The following is a 15,740-nucleotide window of genomic DNA, read 5'->3' as shown; positions in this document are numbered from 1 at the left end:
AATGCTACGTCGCCGTTGCGCGCGGCGGCGCCTTCGCCAGTGCTGTCGCCATCGCCGAGATCAGCGGCTTCATGAAGAACGCGTCGTTGGCCGGATAGATGTCCGTGCGCAAGCCGTAAGTCTTCAGTTCATCCGACACCACGGGCCCGACGGAGGCGATCGGCGTGCGCTCGAGGCCCTCGCGCAATTGCGCCTCGCACTTGTGCGCCTGTGCCACCTCGAGCAAGCGGCGGACCTGGCCGGAACTCGTCAGCGCGATCGCGTCAATTCGGCCCCGCGCCATCTCCTCGATCGCAGTGACGATGTTGGCGTCGGCTGCCTGCGCATCATAGACATAGGGCAGCACCGTATCGACCTCGGCGCCCTGCGCCTTGATCGCGCCGATCAGGGTGGCGTGGTCCTTGTCCGGATAGAGCTGCAGGCCGAGGCGGTGGCCGCTTAGGTCGAGCTTCGACAGCATCTCGGCGACGCCTTCCGACGTCGGCTTCTCCGTCGTCATCTGCGGCTCGAGCCCGATCTCGCGTAGCGCCCGGCCAGGCTTCGGCCCGCGGGCGAATTTGCGCGCCTTGGCGAGGCTGCCCACAAACTCTGTCTCGACCCCAATCCGCCGTACGACCTTCATCAACCGGCGCAGGCCTTCACCGGTCATCAGCACGAGTTCGTCGAGTGGGCGGGCGATCGCGCGTCGGATCCAGGCCTCGATCGGCGCCGGATCCGGCGCGTCGTGGATGGTGAACATCGGGCATTGCAGCACCTCGGCGCCCTGCTCGGCGAGCAGGCGGGAAAACTGCGCCTCCTCGCGCGTCTCGAGGATCAGGATACGGTAGCCGTTCAGCCGGTCAGCCATGATGGTCCTTAACAAACATTGTCGTCATTTGTTCGATTTGACCCCCGCGCCGGGATTGGCGCAAGGCCGCCTGCGGTGATAGACGGGGGCCGAAAATGATCGTTCCACATACCTGCTCAAGCTTTGGTCAATTGGCATGCCCGACCATCAATTCGTTCTGACCCTGTCCTGTCCGGATCGACCGGGGATCGTCTCCGCGGTCTCGACCTTCCTCGCGCATAACGGCCAGAACATCCTGGACGCCCAGCAATTCAACGATGTCGAGACCGGCAAGTTCTTCATGCGCGTGGTGTTCACCGCAGCCGACCTCGCGGTCGGGCTGCCGGCGCTGCAGACCGGTTTTGCCGCGATCGCCGAACGTTTCGGCATGGACTGGCAGATGCGCGACCGCGCCAGCCGCCGCCGGGTGATGCTGCTGGTCTCCAAGTCCGATCACTGCCTGGTCGATATCCTGTATCGCTGGCGCACCGGCGAGCTTGAGATGATCCCGACCGCTGTTGTCTCCAACCATCCGCGCGAAACCTATGGCTCGCTCGATTTCGGCGATATCCCGTTCCACCATCTGCCGGTCACCAAGGAGACCAAGCGGCAGCAGGAGGACGCGGTATGGAAGCTGGCGCAGGACACCCAGACCGATCTCGTGGTGCTGGCCCGCTACATGCAGATCCTGTCCGACGAGATGTCGGCGCGGCTGTCGGGCCGCTGCATCAACATCCATCATTCCTTCCTGCCGGGCTTCAAGGGCGCCAAGCCCTACCACCAGGCCCATGAGCGCGGCGTCAAGCTGATCGGCGCCACGGCGCACTACGTCACCAGCGATCTCGACGAGGGGCCGATCATCGACCAGGACGTCGAGCGCATCAGCCATCGCGACACGCCCGAGGATCTGGTGCGCAAGGGCCGCGACATCGAGCGCCGCGTGCTGGCGCGCGCGATCCGCTACCATCTCGCCGACCGCGTCATCCTCAATGGCCGCAAGACGGTGGTGTTCGTGGACTGATCTGCGCCTTCACCCATTGTCGCGCTTTGACCGTTGTGGCGTCGCCCTTGCATCGAGGTGCTGCATGAAGCTCATCCACATGAGCGATATCCATCTGACGACGCCGGGGAAGACGATCTTCGGTCGTGATCCGCTGCAGAATTTCGAGCGCGCGCTGGAGCACGTGCTTGCCGATCATCGCGACGCCGAACTGATGGTCATCTCGGGCGATCTTTCCGATATCGGCGACCTCGCGGACTATCAATTGCTGCGCCAACGCCTGAGCGGCTTTCCGATCCCGGTGCGGCTCTGTATCGGCAACCACGACCATCGCGAGACGTTTCTCGGCGTGTTTCCCGAAGGCGCAGACGCAGACGGCTTCGCGCAGGGCGCTCACGACACGTCGGTCGGACGCGTCTTGCTGCTCGACACCTACGAGCCGCAGACGGCCGCCGGCAGCTTTTGCGAGACGCGGCGGGCCTGGCTGGAACGGCAGCTATCGGAGCATGACGGACCGTTCTTTCTGTTCATGCATCACAATCCATTCCCGACCCATATCGGCCCGGTGGACAGGATCGGCCTGCTTGACGGTGCCGCGTTCCGCTCGATCATCGCAAGGCACCGGAGCAAGATCCGCCATATTTTCTTCGGCCACTGCCACATGGTGCTGAGCGGCTCGGTCGCCGGCGTTCCCACAACCTCGCTGCGCGGAACGAACCACGCCAGCTATCCGGTGTTCGCCGAGGTGCTGACGGTTGCCGATCTGCCGGAGTCCTACGGTGTGGCGTTCATCGGCGACGGCTACGTCACCGTGCACATGGTGGAGTTCGGCTACCGCGGCGAAATCATCAGCGAGGATGCCCTCGACTAGGCCGCACGCTCAGTGGGCAGCGCTCTGCGTCGCCGCCGGCTTGGCGTCGTCGCCGCGCTCGGCCGCCGGCATCAGGCGCTTGCGCTCCCGTTCCTGCATGAACTTGTCATACTCGGGGGTGCCCGGCCGCGGTGGCGCATCGGCGGGCAGGCCGCCGGCCCAGGCCGGAATGTAGTCGGCCATGCCGGCCGAGACCTTTTGGTTCATTGAACTGCATCCCCCGAGCGCACAGGCCGCGAGCGCGAGGGCGATCAGGACAGGGATGTGACGTGTGAAGATCGGCATTGGCAGCAGCATACGGCCCTGGTCTTTATGGATCATGATCTTGGGCGTGACCGTTCGGCTGCAATTGTGCTTGTTTGTTGACATTGGCGATTGATTTGTACGATCGTACAAACAATGGGAAGGTTAAGGCTTTGGATGCGCCAGATCGGTTCTCTTTGGGGGCGTTGAGTTTCGGAGAATAATTCTGGTATCCTGATACTTATCGTCGTGGTTCGGCCCGATCGTGCCGCGCGCGACACACGTCCATCGTCCGATTGACAACAGGGCGCATCGAGACGCCTTGTCGCGTAGCGGCCCGGCCGCGACGTGCTTGGGTTAAGGTTGAGGCAAGGGCCGGGCACTCGGCTCGAGGCAGAACAATGGAAGGGGGAGGGATGTCGATGTTCAATCGTCGCAACATGTTGCTGTGGGGCGCTGCTTCGGTCGTGCTTTGCGGGGTATGCGCCGGCGTGCCGGCGCGGGCGGACGACGCCGTCAAGATTGGTTTGATCCTGCCGATGACCGGCGGCCAGGCCTCGACCGGCAAGCAGATTGACAATGCCATCAAGCTTTACATGCAGCAGAAGGGCGACACCGTCGCCGGCAAGAAGATCGAGATCATCCTGAAGGATGACGCCGCGGTGCCCGACAATACCAAGCGGCTCGCACAGGAACTGATCGTCAACGACAAGGTCAATTTCATCGCAGGCTTCGGTGTGACGCCTGCGGCGCTGGCCGCCGCGCCGCTCGCGACGCAGGCCAAGATCCCGGAAGTCGTGATGGCGGCCGGCACCTCGATCATCACCGAGCGCTCGCCCTACATCGTGCGCACCAGCTTCACGCTGGCGCAGTCCTCCACCATCATCGGCGACTGGGCGGTCAAGAACGGCATCAAGAAGGTCGCGACGCTGACCTCCGACTACGCGCCGGGCAACGACGCGCTGACCTTCTTCAAGCAGCACTTCACCGCCGGCGGTGGCGAGATCGTGGAAGAGGTCAAGGTCCCGCTCGCCAATCCCGACTTCGCGCCGTTCCTGCAGCGCATGAAGGATTCCAAGCCCGACGCGATGTTCGTGTTCGTGCCGGCCGGGCAGGGCGGCAACTTCATGAAGCAATATGCCGAGCGCGGGCTCGACAAGAGCGGCATCAAGGTGATCGGCCCCGGCGACGTCATGGACGACGACCTGCTCAACAACATGGGCGATGCCGCGCTCGGCGCGGTGACCGCGCATCTCTATTCGGCGGCGCATCCGTCCCAGATGAACAAGGACTTCGTCGCCGCCTACAAGAAGGCGTTCGGCAACCGGCCGGGCTTCATGGCGGTGAGCGGCTATGACGGCATCCATCTGATCTACGAGGCGCTGAAGAAGACCAATGGCGCGACCGACGGCGACAAGCTGATCGAGGCGATGAAGGGCATGAAGTGGGAGAGCCCGCGCGGCCCGATCTCGATCGATCCGGAAACCCGCGACATCGTGCAGAACATCTACATTCGCAAGGTCGAGAAGGTCGACGGTGAGCTGTACAATGTCGAGTTCGCGACCTTCGAGGCCGTCAAGGATTCCGGCAAGACCAAGAAGTGACGCGCGAAGCTCCGCCTTCCTCCACGTCATGGCCGGGACTGCCGGCCATGACGTTCCACTTGACGTGGTGCCCATTGTGTCGTCTCGGCTGAGCTGACTTCATGGCCTCTATCCTCACCAACCTGTTCGACGGCGTCGCCTACGGCATGCTGCTGTTCGTGCTCGCCTGCGGGCTGGCGGTGACGCTCGGGCTGATGAATTTCGTCAACCTGGCGCATGGCGCCTTCGCGATGGCCGGCGGCTATATCTGCGCCGTGCTGGTGAACAATTCCGGTTGGCCGTTCTTCGCAGCTCTGCCGCTCGCTTTTGTGGGCAGCGCCGTCATTGGTATCGCGCTGGAGCGCACGCTGTACCGTCATCTTTATAGCCGCAGCCATCTCGATCAGGTGCTGTTCTCGATCGGTCTGGTGTTCATGTCGGTTGCGGCGGTCGATTACATCATGGGATCGTCGCGGGTCTTCATCAAATTGCCGGCGGCGCTGGAGGGGCAGATCGATCTGTTCGGCGTCGGCATCGGTCGTTACCGGCTGATGATCGTCGTGATCTGCGGCCTGCTCACGCTGGCGCTGCAACTGATCCTCGCCAAGACGCGGTTCGGCAGCCGTCTGCGTGCCGCGGTCGACGATCCGCGCGCCGCGATCGGGCTCGGCATCAACGTGCCGCAGGTGTTCGCGTTCACCTTCGCCTTCGGCTGCGGCCTCGCTGGGCTCGGCGGTGCGCTGAGCGCGGAGATCCTCGGGCTCGATCCGTATTTTCCGCTGAAATTCATGATCTACTTCCTGATCGTGGTGACGGTCGGCGGTTCGTCCTCGATCACCGGCCCGTTCCTCGCATCCCTGCTGCTCGGCATCGCCGACGTCGCCGGCAAATATTACGTGCCCAAGGTCGGTCCCTTCGTGATCTACACCGTCATGATCGTGATCCTTCTCTGGCGCCCCAACGGCCTGTTCGGCCGCACCGCGGCGCGGTGAGGCCGTCATGACCGCGCTGTCCGACGTCTCCACCCATGCGATGGCCAGCGCGCGCTGGCGGATCAGCGAGGTCGCTTTCTGGGTGCTCGCGCTCGCCTGCGCGTTCCTGTTCCCTTCGCGCTATCTGATCATGACCGACATCGTGCGGCTCGGCCTGTTCGCGCTGTCGCTCGACCTGATCCTCGGCTACGCCGGCATCGTCTCGCTCGGCCATGCAGCGTTCTTCGGCGTCGGCGCCTATTCGGCCGGCTTGCTGGCGCTGCACGGCATCATCAACGAGCCCGTCATCGCCCTGGTCGCCGCCGGCCTCGTCGCGGCGGTGCTCGGGTTCCTGACCAGCTTCCTCGTCATCCGCGGCGCCGACCTGACCCGGCTGATGGTGACGCTCGGCATCGCGCTGCTGCTGGAAGCGCTCGCCGAGCGCTTCTCGGACATCACCGGCGGCACCGATGGCCTGCAGGGCATCGAGATGCAGCCGATCCTTGGGCTGTTCGCCTTCGACATGTTCGGCAAGACCGGGTTCCTCTACTCACTGATCGTGCTGTTCGTCCTGTTCCTGCTCGCGCGACGCGTGGTGCATTCGCCGTTCGGCCTGTCGCTGCGGGCGATCAGGAACAATCCGCTGCGCGCGGCCGCGATCGGCGTGCCGGTCAATCGCCGCCTGATCGCGGTCTACACGCTGGCCGCCTTCTATGCCGGAATCGCCGGCGCGCTGTTCACCCAGACCACGGCGCTCGCCTCGCTCGACGTGTTCGCCTTCGAGCGCTCGGCCGACCTGATGCTGGTGCTCGTGATCGGCGGTACCGGCTATCTCTATGGCGGCCTGATCGGCGCCGTCGTGTTCAAGATGCTGCAGGAGCTGTTTCAGAGCATCACCCCGCAATACTGGCTGTTCTGGATCGGCCTCGTGCTGGTCGTGATCGTGATGGTCGGCCGCGCACGCATCCACCGCTTGGTGCTGTTCGTGCCGAACCTGATCATCCGTCAGTTCGCCGGCCGCAAGGCCGCCGTTGCCGTGCCGGAGAGCGAGGCGTCATGACGATCGCGCTCGAAACCCGCAATCTCGAAAAGTCGTTTGGCGGCCTTCGTGTCACCCGCGATCTCTCGCTGAAGGTAATGCAGGGCGCCCGCCACGCGCTGATCGGGCCGAACGGCGCCGGCAAGACCACCGTCATCAATCAGCTCACCGGCGTGCTGACGCCGAACAGCGGGAGCATCCTGCTCGAAGGTGCCGACATCACCGGCCTCTCCGTGCACAGACGGGTGCTGCGCGGGCTGTCGCGCACCTTCCAGATCAACCAGCTCTATCCCGACCTGACCCCGCTCGAGACCATCGGCCTTGCAGTCTCCGAACGGATGGGCCGCGGTGGTGACTGGTGGCGGCGGATGGGCACGCGCAGCGACGTCAATGCCGAGATCGCCGAGATATTGTCGCGCTTCCATCTGCTCGACGTCATGACCGAGCTCACCTCGACATTGCCCTACGGCAAACAGCGCCTGCTCGAGATCGCGGTCGCGATCGCCGCCAGGCCGCGAGTGCTGCTGCTCGACGAGCCCGCGGCCGGTGTCCCCGAAAGCGAGCGCCACGATATCCTGGCAGCGGTCGCAGCATTGCCGCGCGACGTCACCGTGCTCTTGATCGAGCACGACATGGACCTCGTGTTCTCGTTCGCAGATCGCATCTCCGTCTTGGTCAACGGCGGCCTGCTCACCGAGGGCGCGCCCGACGAGGTCGCGCGCGATCCGCAGGTGAGGGCGGTCTACCTCGGCGAGGCTGCCGATGCCTGACCTGCTCTCCATCCAGGGCCTGCGTGCCGGATACGGCGAGGCCGTGGTGCTGCCGGACATGTCGCTGGCGCTCGCCGACGGCCAGGTGCTTGCGCTGCTCGGCCGCAACGGCACCGGCAAGACCACGCTGATCAATTCGATCGTCGGCATCACCCGCCGCTTCGGCGGCAGCGTTGCGCTCGCGGGCAGCGACATCACGGCACTGCGGCCCGACCAGCGCGCCCGCGCCGGGATCGGCTGGGTGCCGCAGGAGCGCAACATCTTCCGCTCGCTGACGGTGGAGGAGAACATGACCGCGGTGGCGCAGCCCGGGCCGTGGACGGTTGAGCGGGTGTACGAGATGTTTCCGCGGCTGAAGGAGCGGCGCGGAAATTTCGGCAACCAGCTGTCGGGCGGCGAGCAGCAGATGCTGGCGATCGGCCGCGCGCTGACCTTGAACCCGAAGGTGCTGCTGCTGGACGAGCCGACCGAGGGCCTCGCGCCGATCATCGTTGAGGAATTGTTAAAGGCGATCGGAACCATCACGCGCTCGGGCGGCATCTGCTCGATCATCGTCGAGCAGAACGCGCAAAAGATTCTGGGGCTCGCCGACCGCGTTGTGATATTGGAACGCGGCATGATCGTGCACGATGCCGCAAGCAGTGCGTTGAAGGCCGATCCCTCCGTCCTCGAGCGCCATCTCGGCGTCGCCGGGACCAAGAAACACTGACGACCTCAGGGAGTTCACCATGCAGCGAACCAAGCCTCCGTTCCGCGCCGACGAGGTCGCAGCCTGTTGCGGCCGCCGAAGATCAAGGAAGCCCGCGCCAAATTGGAGAAGGGCGAGATCTCGGCCGACGAGCTGCGCAAGGTCGAGGACATGGAGATCGAGAAGGTCGTGCACAAGCAGGCCTCGGTGGGCCTGAAGCTTGCGACCGACGGCGAGTTCCGCCGCTCCTGGTGGCACTTCGATTTCCTCAGCCATCTGACCGGTTGCGAGCTGTTCCACCCCGACATGGGCATCCAGTTTGCCGGCGTGCAGACCCGCCACGACGCCATCAGGGTGATCGGCAAGCTCGACTTCTCCGATCAGCATCCGATGCTCGATCACTTCAGGTTCCTGAAGAAGTACGCCGACCAGGCGCATGTTGTGCCGAAGATGACGATCCCGTCGCCCGCGGTGCTGCACTTCCGCGGTGGCCGCAAGCTGATCTCGAAGGAGGTCTATCCCGATCTCGAGGAGTTCTATCAGGACCTTGGCAAGACCTATCGCAAGGCGGTGAAGGCGTTCTACGACGCCGGTTGCCGCTACCTGCAATTCGACGACACGGTGTGGGCCTATCTGTGCTCGCCGGAGGAATTGCAGAAGTCGCGCGACCGTGGCGACAATCCGGATGGACTGCAGGAGATCTACGCGCGCGTCATCAACTACGCGATCGCCGATCGCCCGTCCGACATGGTGATCACGACCCATGTCTGCCGCGGCAATTTCCGCTCGACCTGGATCTCCTCCGGCGGCTACGAGCCGGTCGCCGAGACCATGCTGGCCGGCACCAATTACGACGGCTATTTCCTCGAGTATGATTCCGATCGTGCCGGTGGCTTCGAGCCGCTGCGCTTCCTGCCCAAGGGCAACAAGGTCGTGGTGGTCGGCGTCATCACCTCGAAGTTCGGCCAGCTCGAGAAGAAGGACGACATCAAGCGGCGGCTGGAGGAGGCATCCAAATTCGCCCCGATCGAGCAGCTCGCGGTGTCGCCGCAATGCGGCTTCGCCTCGACCGAGGAGGGCAACATCCTCTCCGAGGAAGAGCAATGGGCCAAGCTGCGATTGGCTGTCGAAGTCGCCAACGAGGTGTGGGGCAAGTGACGCGTACGCGCCGTCACTGCTCCGCCAGATAGACCTCGCCGAGCAGCGACGAGTTCGACCACGGCACCTGCTTGCCCTTGGTCGCGGCGACGACCTCGGCCCGGACCCGCGTCAGCATCTGCTGCACTTCGAGGCCGGGCGTGCCGACATGGCGCGACAGCGCCGCCGAGAACGGGCTGTTGGCGCCTTCGCCGTCGAGCGCGACTTGGCCCGGCGCGGTCGCGAACGCGATCAGCGTGCCGGCGCCGAGCGTCGAGCCTGATCCGAGCGTAGCGGGCGCGGCGAGGCCGGAGCCGGCCTCGATGCCGCGGCTGGGGCCTGTGGACGCCACCTGCGGCGCCATCGGATTGTTGCGGCAGGCATCGAGGATCAGGATGTTGGTGCGGATCTGATCGTCGAGGCCGGCCATGATCGTATCCATGTCGACCATCGCGTCGGTCATGCGCCCGCCGGCCTTGAACTCGATATCGACCGGCACGAGGTAGTTGCGGCCGTCGACCTGCACGCCATGGCCGGCATAGTAGACCACGGCGATTTGCGACCGCGTCGCCTCGCGCAGGAAATCGTGGATCGTCCTCTGCATCGCGTCGCGATCGAGATCGAGACCCTCCGAGACGGTGAAGCCGATGTCGCGCAGGCTCTTGGCGATGGCGCGTGCATCGTTGGGTGGATTGGGCAGCGCCTTCACATGCGCATAGGCGCCGTTGCCGATCACCAGCGCGACGCGCCGGCCGGTTGCTGCGGCCTGCACGCGTGCGGCCGGCGCGGCCGGATTGGCTGCCGCGGGCACCGGCGGCGCGGGAGCAGGACTGCTTTCGGCGGCGGGCACTGCTGCGGTCTTGCGCGGTGCTGCATCAGCTTCCTTCAGCAGCGCGAGCCGCACCTTGGCGGTGGCCTGGTTGGCTTTGCTGCCGGCGTCGGAGGCGACGCCCTCGAGCACCGCGGCGTAATCTTCCTTGGCGTGCGCAGCATCGCCCTTTGCTTCATAGGAGAGGCCGCGCTGAGTGTAGGCCGAGATCAGCACGCTACCGGGCGGCGTCATGATGTTGACGGGCGCCTTCGCCTTCGCGAGCCGGATCGCTTCCGTCGTGTCTGCGATCGCGCGCGCGATGTCGCCCTTCGCGCGCCAGATCACGGCGCGGCGGATTAGGGGCTCCGGCAGTGACGGATCGATCCTGACGGCCTCGTTGATGTCGGCGAGCGCGCCGTCGAGATCGCCGAGCGCCTGTTTCGAGGCACCGCGGTTCTGATAGGAGAACGCCGACCTCGGATCGGCCTTGATCGCGGCGTCGTAGTCGGCGATCGCCTTGACGTAGTCACCCTTGCCGCGATAGGCGTTGCCGCGGTTGTGATAGATGATGCCGCTCGGTGGCCCCATCCGCAGCGCGTCGTTGAAGTCGGCGATCGCGATGTCGTACTCGCCCTTGTCGTAATAGGCCGAGCCGCGCAGATTGTAGACGGCGGTGCTCGGCTTGAGGCGCAGCGCCTCGGTCGTGTCCGCAATCACCTGCGGATAGTTGCCCTTCTTGTTCCAGCCGACTGCGCGCCAGAAATAGACGGTCGCGAGCTTCTCGCCGGAAAACACCTTTAGCGCGATGATCTTGGTGCAGGCGTCGATCATCTGGTCAGCCGGCGTGGTGTCGGTCGTGCAGAGCGGGCCGAGCTGGGCGCGCGTCTGGGCGAGGCAGGGCGCCGACCACAGCATGGCGGCAAGCAGGCAGGGGATCAGGAGCAGGCGGCGCATCGGTCATCCAGCGGGTAGGCCGTCATCGTGATCGGCGACGGCATGGCGATCCAGGGAACGATCCAAGGGGCTATCCATGACTGTTTGGTGATCGGGCCGCAGAGGGGGTTCAACTGGTGGGAAAATGGTGGTAAGACGCCGCTGCACACTATCTCTGCCCACTTTTGTCCCACTCACCGCTGCCCACAACTGCCGCCCTTGGCACCATGAAGAACGACGAAATCCTCAGCCAGATCACGGATTTCTGCCGACGCTCCGACATGGCGGAGACGACGTTCGGCCGCCGTGCCGTCAACGACGGCAAGCTGGTGCATCGGCTGCGCGAGGGCAAGCGCATCACCATCGATACGCTCGATCGCATCAACGGCTTCATCGCCACCTCGACCCCGGGCGGCGTGGCACCGCCGCGCGGCCTCGTGGTGCCGCCGGAAAAGCGCGATCCAAGGGGTAATTTCCGCTTCTTCGAGAACCGCCAGCGCTACCTGCTGTTCGTACACACCTGCAGCGAGAAGCGGGTGATCGCCGACCGGGTATCGCTGGAACTGGCGGCGATCCACCCCCGGCCGCCGGCGCTGCGGGTGTTCGACGCCGGAATGGGCGATGGCACGGTGCTGGCGCGCGTCCTGCGTGCCATGCATGGCCGCTTCCCACATATGCCGTTCTATGTCGCTGGCAAGGAACTGAGCCTGGAGGACGTCCGCCTCACGCTCGATAAGGTGCCGGACCGTCTGTTCGAGCACCCGGCCAGCGTCTTCGTGTTCACCAACATGTATTACGCCGAGGCGCCCTGCTGACGCCCAAGAACTCCGCGGCGGCCGCCAGCATGATCTGGCACGAGGTGGCCCTGCGCGGCGCCTCCTCTGGTGAGTTCGAGGCCCAGATCGCCGAGCTCGGCCCGTTCCTGGAACAGAATTGGCGGGCCAATCTCAGCCCCGGCAATGCGATGCCGATCTATGAGCGGCCGGTGGCGCTGGTGCTGTACCGGGACGATCATCGCTTCCTGCTCGATTCCATCATTCCGCGGGCCGGCCGCACCGAGGCCAATTTCGATCTCGTGATCGCCTCGCAGCCCTACCGCGCCAAATCCTCGGTGAATTTCCGCGCCAAGCGGATCATCGCGCCGCTGGCCCGCGCACTGCGCGGCGGCGGGCGGCTGATAGGAATCCACTCCCACGGAGGCGATCCCGGGCTTGAAATGATTCAAGCCGTCTGGCCCGGAGAAAATCCTTTCGCCGTCAGCCGTCATGAGATACTGCGCGCGGTGAAATACGAGTTGGGTTCGGCGGGCCGCGAGCTGAACTTCAATGCCTACGCCGATAATCGTTCGATCTTCCGATATGATATGGAAGCGCTGCCAAATGAGGTGACCGGCTCGATCGGAACCTCGACAGCCTTTGCTGCGTGGAATGCCGCGGTGTATGTCGCGCAGATCGAAGATGAGCGGTTGACCGAAACGACCGAAAACGGACGAGCTCTCGAGGCCACACGCGAAGTTCTCCGCAAACACAACGGGCTGTGGTTCTACGACGAATCCTACGTCATCTCACGGCGACGAGACTGACATGCCGGGGACATATTCACCAACCAACGTCGGACATCGACGAAACAAGGGGTTTGCTTGATGCGCGCGTCTTATCTCTTCACCAGCGAGTCGGTCTCGGAAGGCCATCCGGACAAGGTCTGCGATCGTATCTCGGATGAGATCGTCGACCTGTTCTACCGCGAGGGACCGAAAGCGGGCATCGACCCGTGGCAGATCCGCGCGGCGTGCGAAACGCTCGCGACCACCAACAAGGTGGTGATCGCCGGCGAAACGCGCGGCCCGAGCTCGGTCACCAACGAGCAGATCGAGGGCGTCGTGCGCGGCGCGATCAAGGACATCGGCTACGAGCAGGATGGCTTCCACTGGAAGACCTGCGACATCGAGATCCTGCTGCATCCGCAGTCGGCCGATATCGCGCAGGGCGTCGACGCGCTGCAGCCGGGTGAGGTCAAGGAAGAGGGGGCCGGCGACCAGGGCATCATGTTCGGTTACGCCACCAACGAGACGCCGGACCTGATGCCGGCGCCGATCTTCTACGCCCACAAGATCCTGCGGCTGATCTCGGAAGCGCGCCACTCCGGCAAGGAGAAGGTGCTGGGTCCGGACTCCAAGAGCCAGGTCACCGTGCAGTACGAGAACGGCAAGCCGGTCGGCGTCCGCGAGATCGTCGTCTCGCATCAGCATCTGGTCGAGGATCTCACCTCCAACCAGATCCGCGACATCGTCGAGCCGTATGTGCGCGAGGCGCTGCCGAAGGAGTGGATCAACGGCAAGACGATCTGGCACATCAATCCGACCGGCAAGTTCTTCATCGGCGGTCCCGACGGCGACTCCGGCCTGACCGGCCGCAAGATCATCGTCGACACCTACGGCGGCGCGGCTCCGCATGGCGGCGGCGCGTTCTCCGGCAAGGATCCGACCAAGGTCGACCGTTCGGCTGCTTACGCTGCGCGCTATGTCGCCAAGAACATCGTTGCGGCCGGTCTTGCCGACCGCTGCACGCTGCAGCTCGCCTACGCGATCGGCGTGGCGCGCCCGCTGTCGATCTACATCGACACCCACGGCACCGGTAAGGTGTCGGAGGACGAGCTCGAGAAGGCGGCAGCAAAGGCGATGGATCTGACTCCGCGCGGCATCCGCACCCATCTCGACCTCAACCGCCCGATCTACGCGCGCACCTCGGCCTACGGTCATTTCGGCCGCACGCCGGACAATGAGGGCGGCTTCTCCTGGGAGAAGACCGATCTCGTCGAGCCGCTGAAGCGCGCGCTCTGACATCAGCGTCATTCCGGGACGCTCGCGAGCGCGAGCGATCCCGGAATCCTTACTCATCATCTCAAGATTCCGGGTTCGCCGCTGCGCGGCGCCCGGAATGACCAGTTCAACAACAGGACGCTCTCATGAACGCCCCCACGAAGCCCGGCTTCACCGACTACATCGTCAAGGACATTGCGCTCGCCGATTTCGGCCGCAAGGAGATCTCGTTAGCCGAGACCGAAATGCCCGGCCTGATGGCCACCCGGGAGGAGTTTGGCCCCAAGCAGCCGCTGAAGGGCGCGCGCATCGCCGGCTCGCTGCACATGACGATCCAGACTGCCGTGCTGATCGAGACGCTGGCCGCGCTCGGCGCCGACATCCGCTGGGTCTCCTGCAACATCTATTCGACCCAGGATCACGCTGCGGCCGCGATCGCCGCCGCCGGCATTCCGGTGTTCGCCGTGAAGGGCGAGACGCTGACCGAGTACTGGGACTACACCGCCAAGCTGTTCGACTGGCACGGCGGCGGTACGCCGAACATGATCCTCGATGACGGCGGCGATGCCACCATGCTGGTGCATGCCGGCTACCGCGCCGAGCAGGGCGACACCGCGTTCCTCGACAAGCCGACCTCCGAGGAAGAGGAGATCTTCTACGCGCTGGTCAAGCGTCTCTTGAAGGAGAAGCCGAAGGGCTACTTCGCCGAGATCGCCAAGAACATCAAGGGCGTCTCGGAAGAGACCACCACGGGCGTGCATCGTCTCTACGAGATGGCCAACAAGGGCACGCTGCTGTTCCCGGCGATCAACGTCAACGACAGCGTCACCAAGTCGAAGTTCGACAACCTCTATGGTTGCCGCGAGTCGCTGGTCGACGGCATCCGCCGCGGCACCGACGTGATGCTGTCGGGCAAGGTCGCGATGGTCGCGGGCTTCGGCGACGTCGGCAAGGGCTCGGCCGCCTCGCTGCGCCAGGCCGGCTGCCGCGTCATGGTGTCCGAAGTCGATCCGATCTGCGCGCTGCAGGCGGCGATGGAAGGCTATGAGGTCGTGACGATGGAAGACGCCGCGCCGCGCGCCGACATCTTCGTCACCGCCACCGGCAACAAGGACATCATCACCATCGAGCACATGCGCGCGATGAAGGATCGCGCCATCGTCTGCAACATCGGCCACTTCGACAACGAGATCCAGATCGCGAGCCTTCGCAATCTGAAGTGGACCAACATCAAGCCGCAGGTCGACGAGATCGAATTCCCCGACAAGCACCGCATCATCATGCTGTCGGAAGGCCGTCTCGTGAACCTCGGCAATGCGATGGGCCACCCGTCCTTCGTTATGTCGGCCTCGTTCACCAACCAGACGCTGGCGCAGATCGAGCTCTGGGCCAACAACAAGGACGACAAGTACGCCAAGAAGGTCTACGTGCTGCCGAAGACGCTCGACGAGAAGGTCGCTCGTCTGCACCTCGCCAAAATCGGCGTCAAGCTGACCGAGCTGCGCAAGGACCAGGCCGACTACATCGGCGTCAAGCAGGAAGGTCCGTACAAGTCGGACCACTACCGCTACTGATCCGCGCTGACTGCGATCGATGAAGTGAAGAGCCCCGGCATCGTCCGGGGCTTTTTGCTGGGCTGTTTTGCGCGTGGACGGCACCCGGCATGACGCCGATCCACCGATGTCGTCCCTGCGAAAGCAGGGACCCATACTCCGCGGCGGCTGTTGTGAAGGGGAGCTCGTCCTTCCAGCAGCGCGCAAATCGTCAGCGTCGGTGGTTATGGGTCCCTGCTTTTGTAGGGACGAAAGTGAGTTTGTTGTACGGTCCGGGAGTCATACGTCGCGCATTGGCGCGACATGGTCTACCCGAGCTTGGCCTATCGTTCCGCCCTCAGGAACAGAGGGCGCCGTAATCCCCCTCACCCCGACTTCTGCGCCGAGCCGTGCCCAAGCTGCCGCGAGATCTCGCCCGCACAATCACGCAGCGCGGTCGCGATCGGGCTGTCCCAGCCGGCGTCGAAGGTGCCTTCCGGGCCCATCGCAGTGATCAC

Annotated in this window: 12 protein-coding genes and 3 pseudogenes; 11 read left to right on the top strand and 4 right to left on the bottom strand. The window is 64.5% G+C overall.

Annotated features, from left to right (window positions below; genetic code table 11):
* Positions 1 to 4: 4 nt before the first annotated feature.
* The gene (locus ALC15_RS28745) at positions 5 to 847 is read right to left on the bottom strand and encodes a uroporphyrinogen-III synthase (protein ID WP_050630197.1); all 843 of its coding nucleotides are present in this window, start codon (positions 845 to 847) and stop codon (positions 5 to 7) included.
* A gap of 136 nt (positions 848 to 983) precedes the next feature.
* Here ALC15_RS28745 and purU point away from each other — a divergent pair, with 136 nt between their 5' ends.
* Positions 984 to 1,847, top strand: coding sequence for a formyltetrahydrofolate deformylase (purU, locus tag ALC15_RS28740; RefSeq protein WP_050630196.1), 864 nt, complete (start codon positions 984 to 986; stop codon positions 1,845 to 1,847).
* 64 nt (positions 1,848 to 1,911) lie between these two features.
* The gene (locus ALC15_RS28735) at positions 1,912 to 2,697 is read left to right on the top strand and encodes a phosphodiesterase (protein ID WP_050630195.1); all 786 of its coding nucleotides are present in this window, start codon (positions 1,912 to 1,914) and stop codon (positions 2,695 to 2,697) included.
* A 9-nt stretch (positions 2,698 to 2,706) separates the two neighbouring features.
* Here ALC15_RS28735 and ALC15_RS28730 read toward each other — a convergent pair whose 3' ends face one another.
* Positions 2,707 to 2,904: a hypothetical protein gene (locus ALC15_RS28730; RefSeq protein WP_347336324.1), complete on the bottom strand. Its 198-nt coding sequence runs from the start codon at positions 2,902 to 2,904 to the stop codon at positions 2,707 to 2,709.
* Between the two features lie 458 nt (positions 2,905 to 3,362).
* On the opposite strand from ALC15_RS28730, the gene ALC15_RS28725 reads away from it, so the two are divergent.
* From ALC15_RS28725 to ALC15_RS28700, 6 genes and pseudogenes are all read left to right on the top strand, one after another.
* Complete coding sequence (locus tag ALC15_RS28725) at positions 3,363 to 4,544, top strand: ABC transporter substrate-binding protein (protein ID WP_050630265.1); 1,182 nt, start codon at positions 3,363 to 3,365, stop codon at positions 4,542 to 4,544.
* A 101-nt stretch (positions 4,545 to 4,645) separates the two neighbouring features.
* The gene (locus ALC15_RS28720; RefSeq protein WP_050630194.1) at positions 4,646 to 5,515 is read left to right on the top strand and encodes a branched-chain amino acid ABC transporter permease; all 870 of its coding nucleotides are present in this window, start codon (positions 4,646 to 4,648) and stop codon (positions 5,513 to 5,515) included.
* Positions 5,516 to 5,522: 7 nt separating this feature from the next.
* Positions 5,523 to 6,554: a branched-chain amino acid ABC transporter permease gene (locus ALC15_RS28715; RefSeq protein ID WP_050630193.1), complete on the top strand. Its 1,032-nt coding sequence runs from the start codon at positions 5,523 to 5,525 to the stop codon at positions 6,552 to 6,554.
* Positions 6,551 to 7,303, top strand: a complete 753-nt coding sequence (locus ALC15_RS28710) for an ABC transporter ATP-binding protein (RefSeq protein WP_050630192.1) — start codon at positions 6,551 to 6,553, stop codon at positions 7,301 to 7,303. Before ALC15_RS28715 ends, ALC15_RS28710 begins: the two co-directional genes overlap by 4 nt.
* The gene (locus tag ALC15_RS28705; protein ID WP_050630191.1) at positions 7,296 to 8,012 is read left to right on the top strand and encodes an ABC transporter ATP-binding protein; all 717 of its coding nucleotides are present in this window, start codon (positions 7,296 to 7,298) and stop codon (positions 8,010 to 8,012) included. The genes ALC15_RS28710 and ALC15_RS28705 overlap by 8 nt, the downstream gene beginning before the upstream one ends.
* Before the next feature lie 19 nt (positions 8,013 to 8,031).
* Positions 8,032 to 9,149: pseudogene (locus tag ALC15_RS28700) on the top strand (cobalamin-independent methionine synthase II family protein).
* 13 nt (positions 9,150 to 9,162) lie between these two features.
* Here the strand turns inward: ALC15_RS28700 and ALC15_RS28695 are convergent.
* A complete protein-coding gene (locus ALC15_RS28695; protein ID WP_050630190.1) occupies positions 9,163 to 10,893 on the bottom strand; it encodes a caspase family protein in 1,731 nt (576 codons plus the stop codon).
* 206 nt (positions 10,894 to 11,099) lie between these two features.
* Between ALC15_RS28695 and ALC15_RS28690 the strand changes: the two are divergent.
* The 3 genes and pseudogenes from ALC15_RS28690 to ahcY all read left to right on the top strand — a co-directional run bounded on the left by ALC15_RS28690 (position 11,100) and on the right by ahcY (position 15,264).
* Positions 11,100 to 12,454: pseudogene (locus tag ALC15_RS28690) on the top strand (hypothetical protein).
* Between the two features lie 60 nt (positions 12,455 to 12,514).
* Positions 12,515 to 13,711 (top strand): methionine adenosyltransferase, encoded by a 1,197-nt coding sequence (metK, locus tag ALC15_RS28685; RefSeq protein ID WP_050630189.1) that lies wholly within the window; start codon positions 12,515 to 12,517, stop codon positions 13,709 to 13,711.
* A 125-nt stretch (positions 13,712 to 13,836) separates the two neighbouring features.
* A complete protein-coding gene (gene ahcY, locus ALC15_RS28680) occupies positions 13,837 to 15,264 on the top strand; it encodes an adenosylhomocysteinase (RefSeq protein ID WP_050630188.1) in 1,428 nt (475 codons plus the stop codon).
* Between the two features lie 344 nt (positions 15,265 to 15,608).
* Here ahcY and ALC15_RS46595 read toward each other — a convergent pair.
* Positions 15,609 to 15,740, bottom strand: a pseudogene (locus tag ALC15_RS46595) (IclR family transcriptional regulator); the annotation flags it as partial.

It is taken from the genome of Bradyrhizobium viridifuturi (assembly GCF_001238275.1).
Classification (GTDB): Bacteria; Pseudomonadota; Alphaproteobacteria; order Rhizobiales; family Xanthobacteraceae; genus Bradyrhizobium; species Bradyrhizobium viridifuturi.
Note: the sequence above shows the minus strand (reverse complement) of the source record. Positions and strands in the feature narration are given on the sequence as shown.

Bases quoted from the DNA above. Each gene is read 5' to 3' on its own strand.
- ALC15_RS28730 (WP_347336324.1), bottom strand. From the start codon at position 2,904: ATGAACCAAAAGGTCTCGGCCGGCATGGCCGACTACATTCCGGCCTGG.
- ALC15_RS28710 (WP_050630192.1), top strand. From the start codon at position 6,551: ATGACGATCGCGCTCGAAACCCGCAATCTCGAAAAGTCGTTTGGCGGC.
- ALC15_RS28715 (WP_050630193.1), top strand. From the start codon at position 5,523: ATGACCGCGCTGTCCGACGTCTCCACCCATGCGATGGCCAGCGCGCGC.
- ALC15_RS28745 (WP_050630197.1), bottom strand. From the start codon at position 847: ATGGCTGACCGGCTGAACGGCTACCGTATCCTGATCCTCGAGACGCGC.
- ALC15_RS28735 (WP_050630195.1), top strand. From the start codon at position 1,912: ATGAAGCTCATCCACATGAGCGATATCCATCTGACGACGCCGGGGAAG.
- ahcY (WP_050630188.1), top strand. From the start codon at position 13,837: ATGAACGCCCCCACGAAGCCCGGCTTCACCGACTACATCGTCAAGGAC.
- metK (WP_050630189.1), top strand. From the start codon at position 12,515: ATGCGCGCGTCTTATCTCTTCACCAGCGAGTCGGTCTCGGAAGGCCAT.
- purU (WP_050630196.1), top strand. From the start codon at position 984: ATGCCCGACCATCAATTCGTTCTGACCCTGTCCTGTCCGGATCGACCG.
- ALC15_RS28695 (WP_050630190.1), bottom strand. From the start codon at position 10,893: ATGCGCCGCCTGCTCCTGATCCCCTGCCTGCTTGCCGCCATGCTGTGG.
- ALC15_RS28720 (WP_050630194.1), top strand. From the start codon at position 4,646: ATGGCCTCTATCCTCACCAACCTGTTCGACGGCGTCGCCTACGGCATG.
- ALC15_RS28725 (WP_050630265.1), top strand. From the start codon at position 3,363: ATGTTCAATCGTCGCAACATGTTGCTGTGGGGCGCTGCTTCGGTCGTG.
- ALC15_RS28705 (WP_050630191.1), top strand. From the start codon at position 7,296: ATGCCTGACCTGCTCTCCATCCAGGGCCTGCGTGCCGGATACGGCGAG.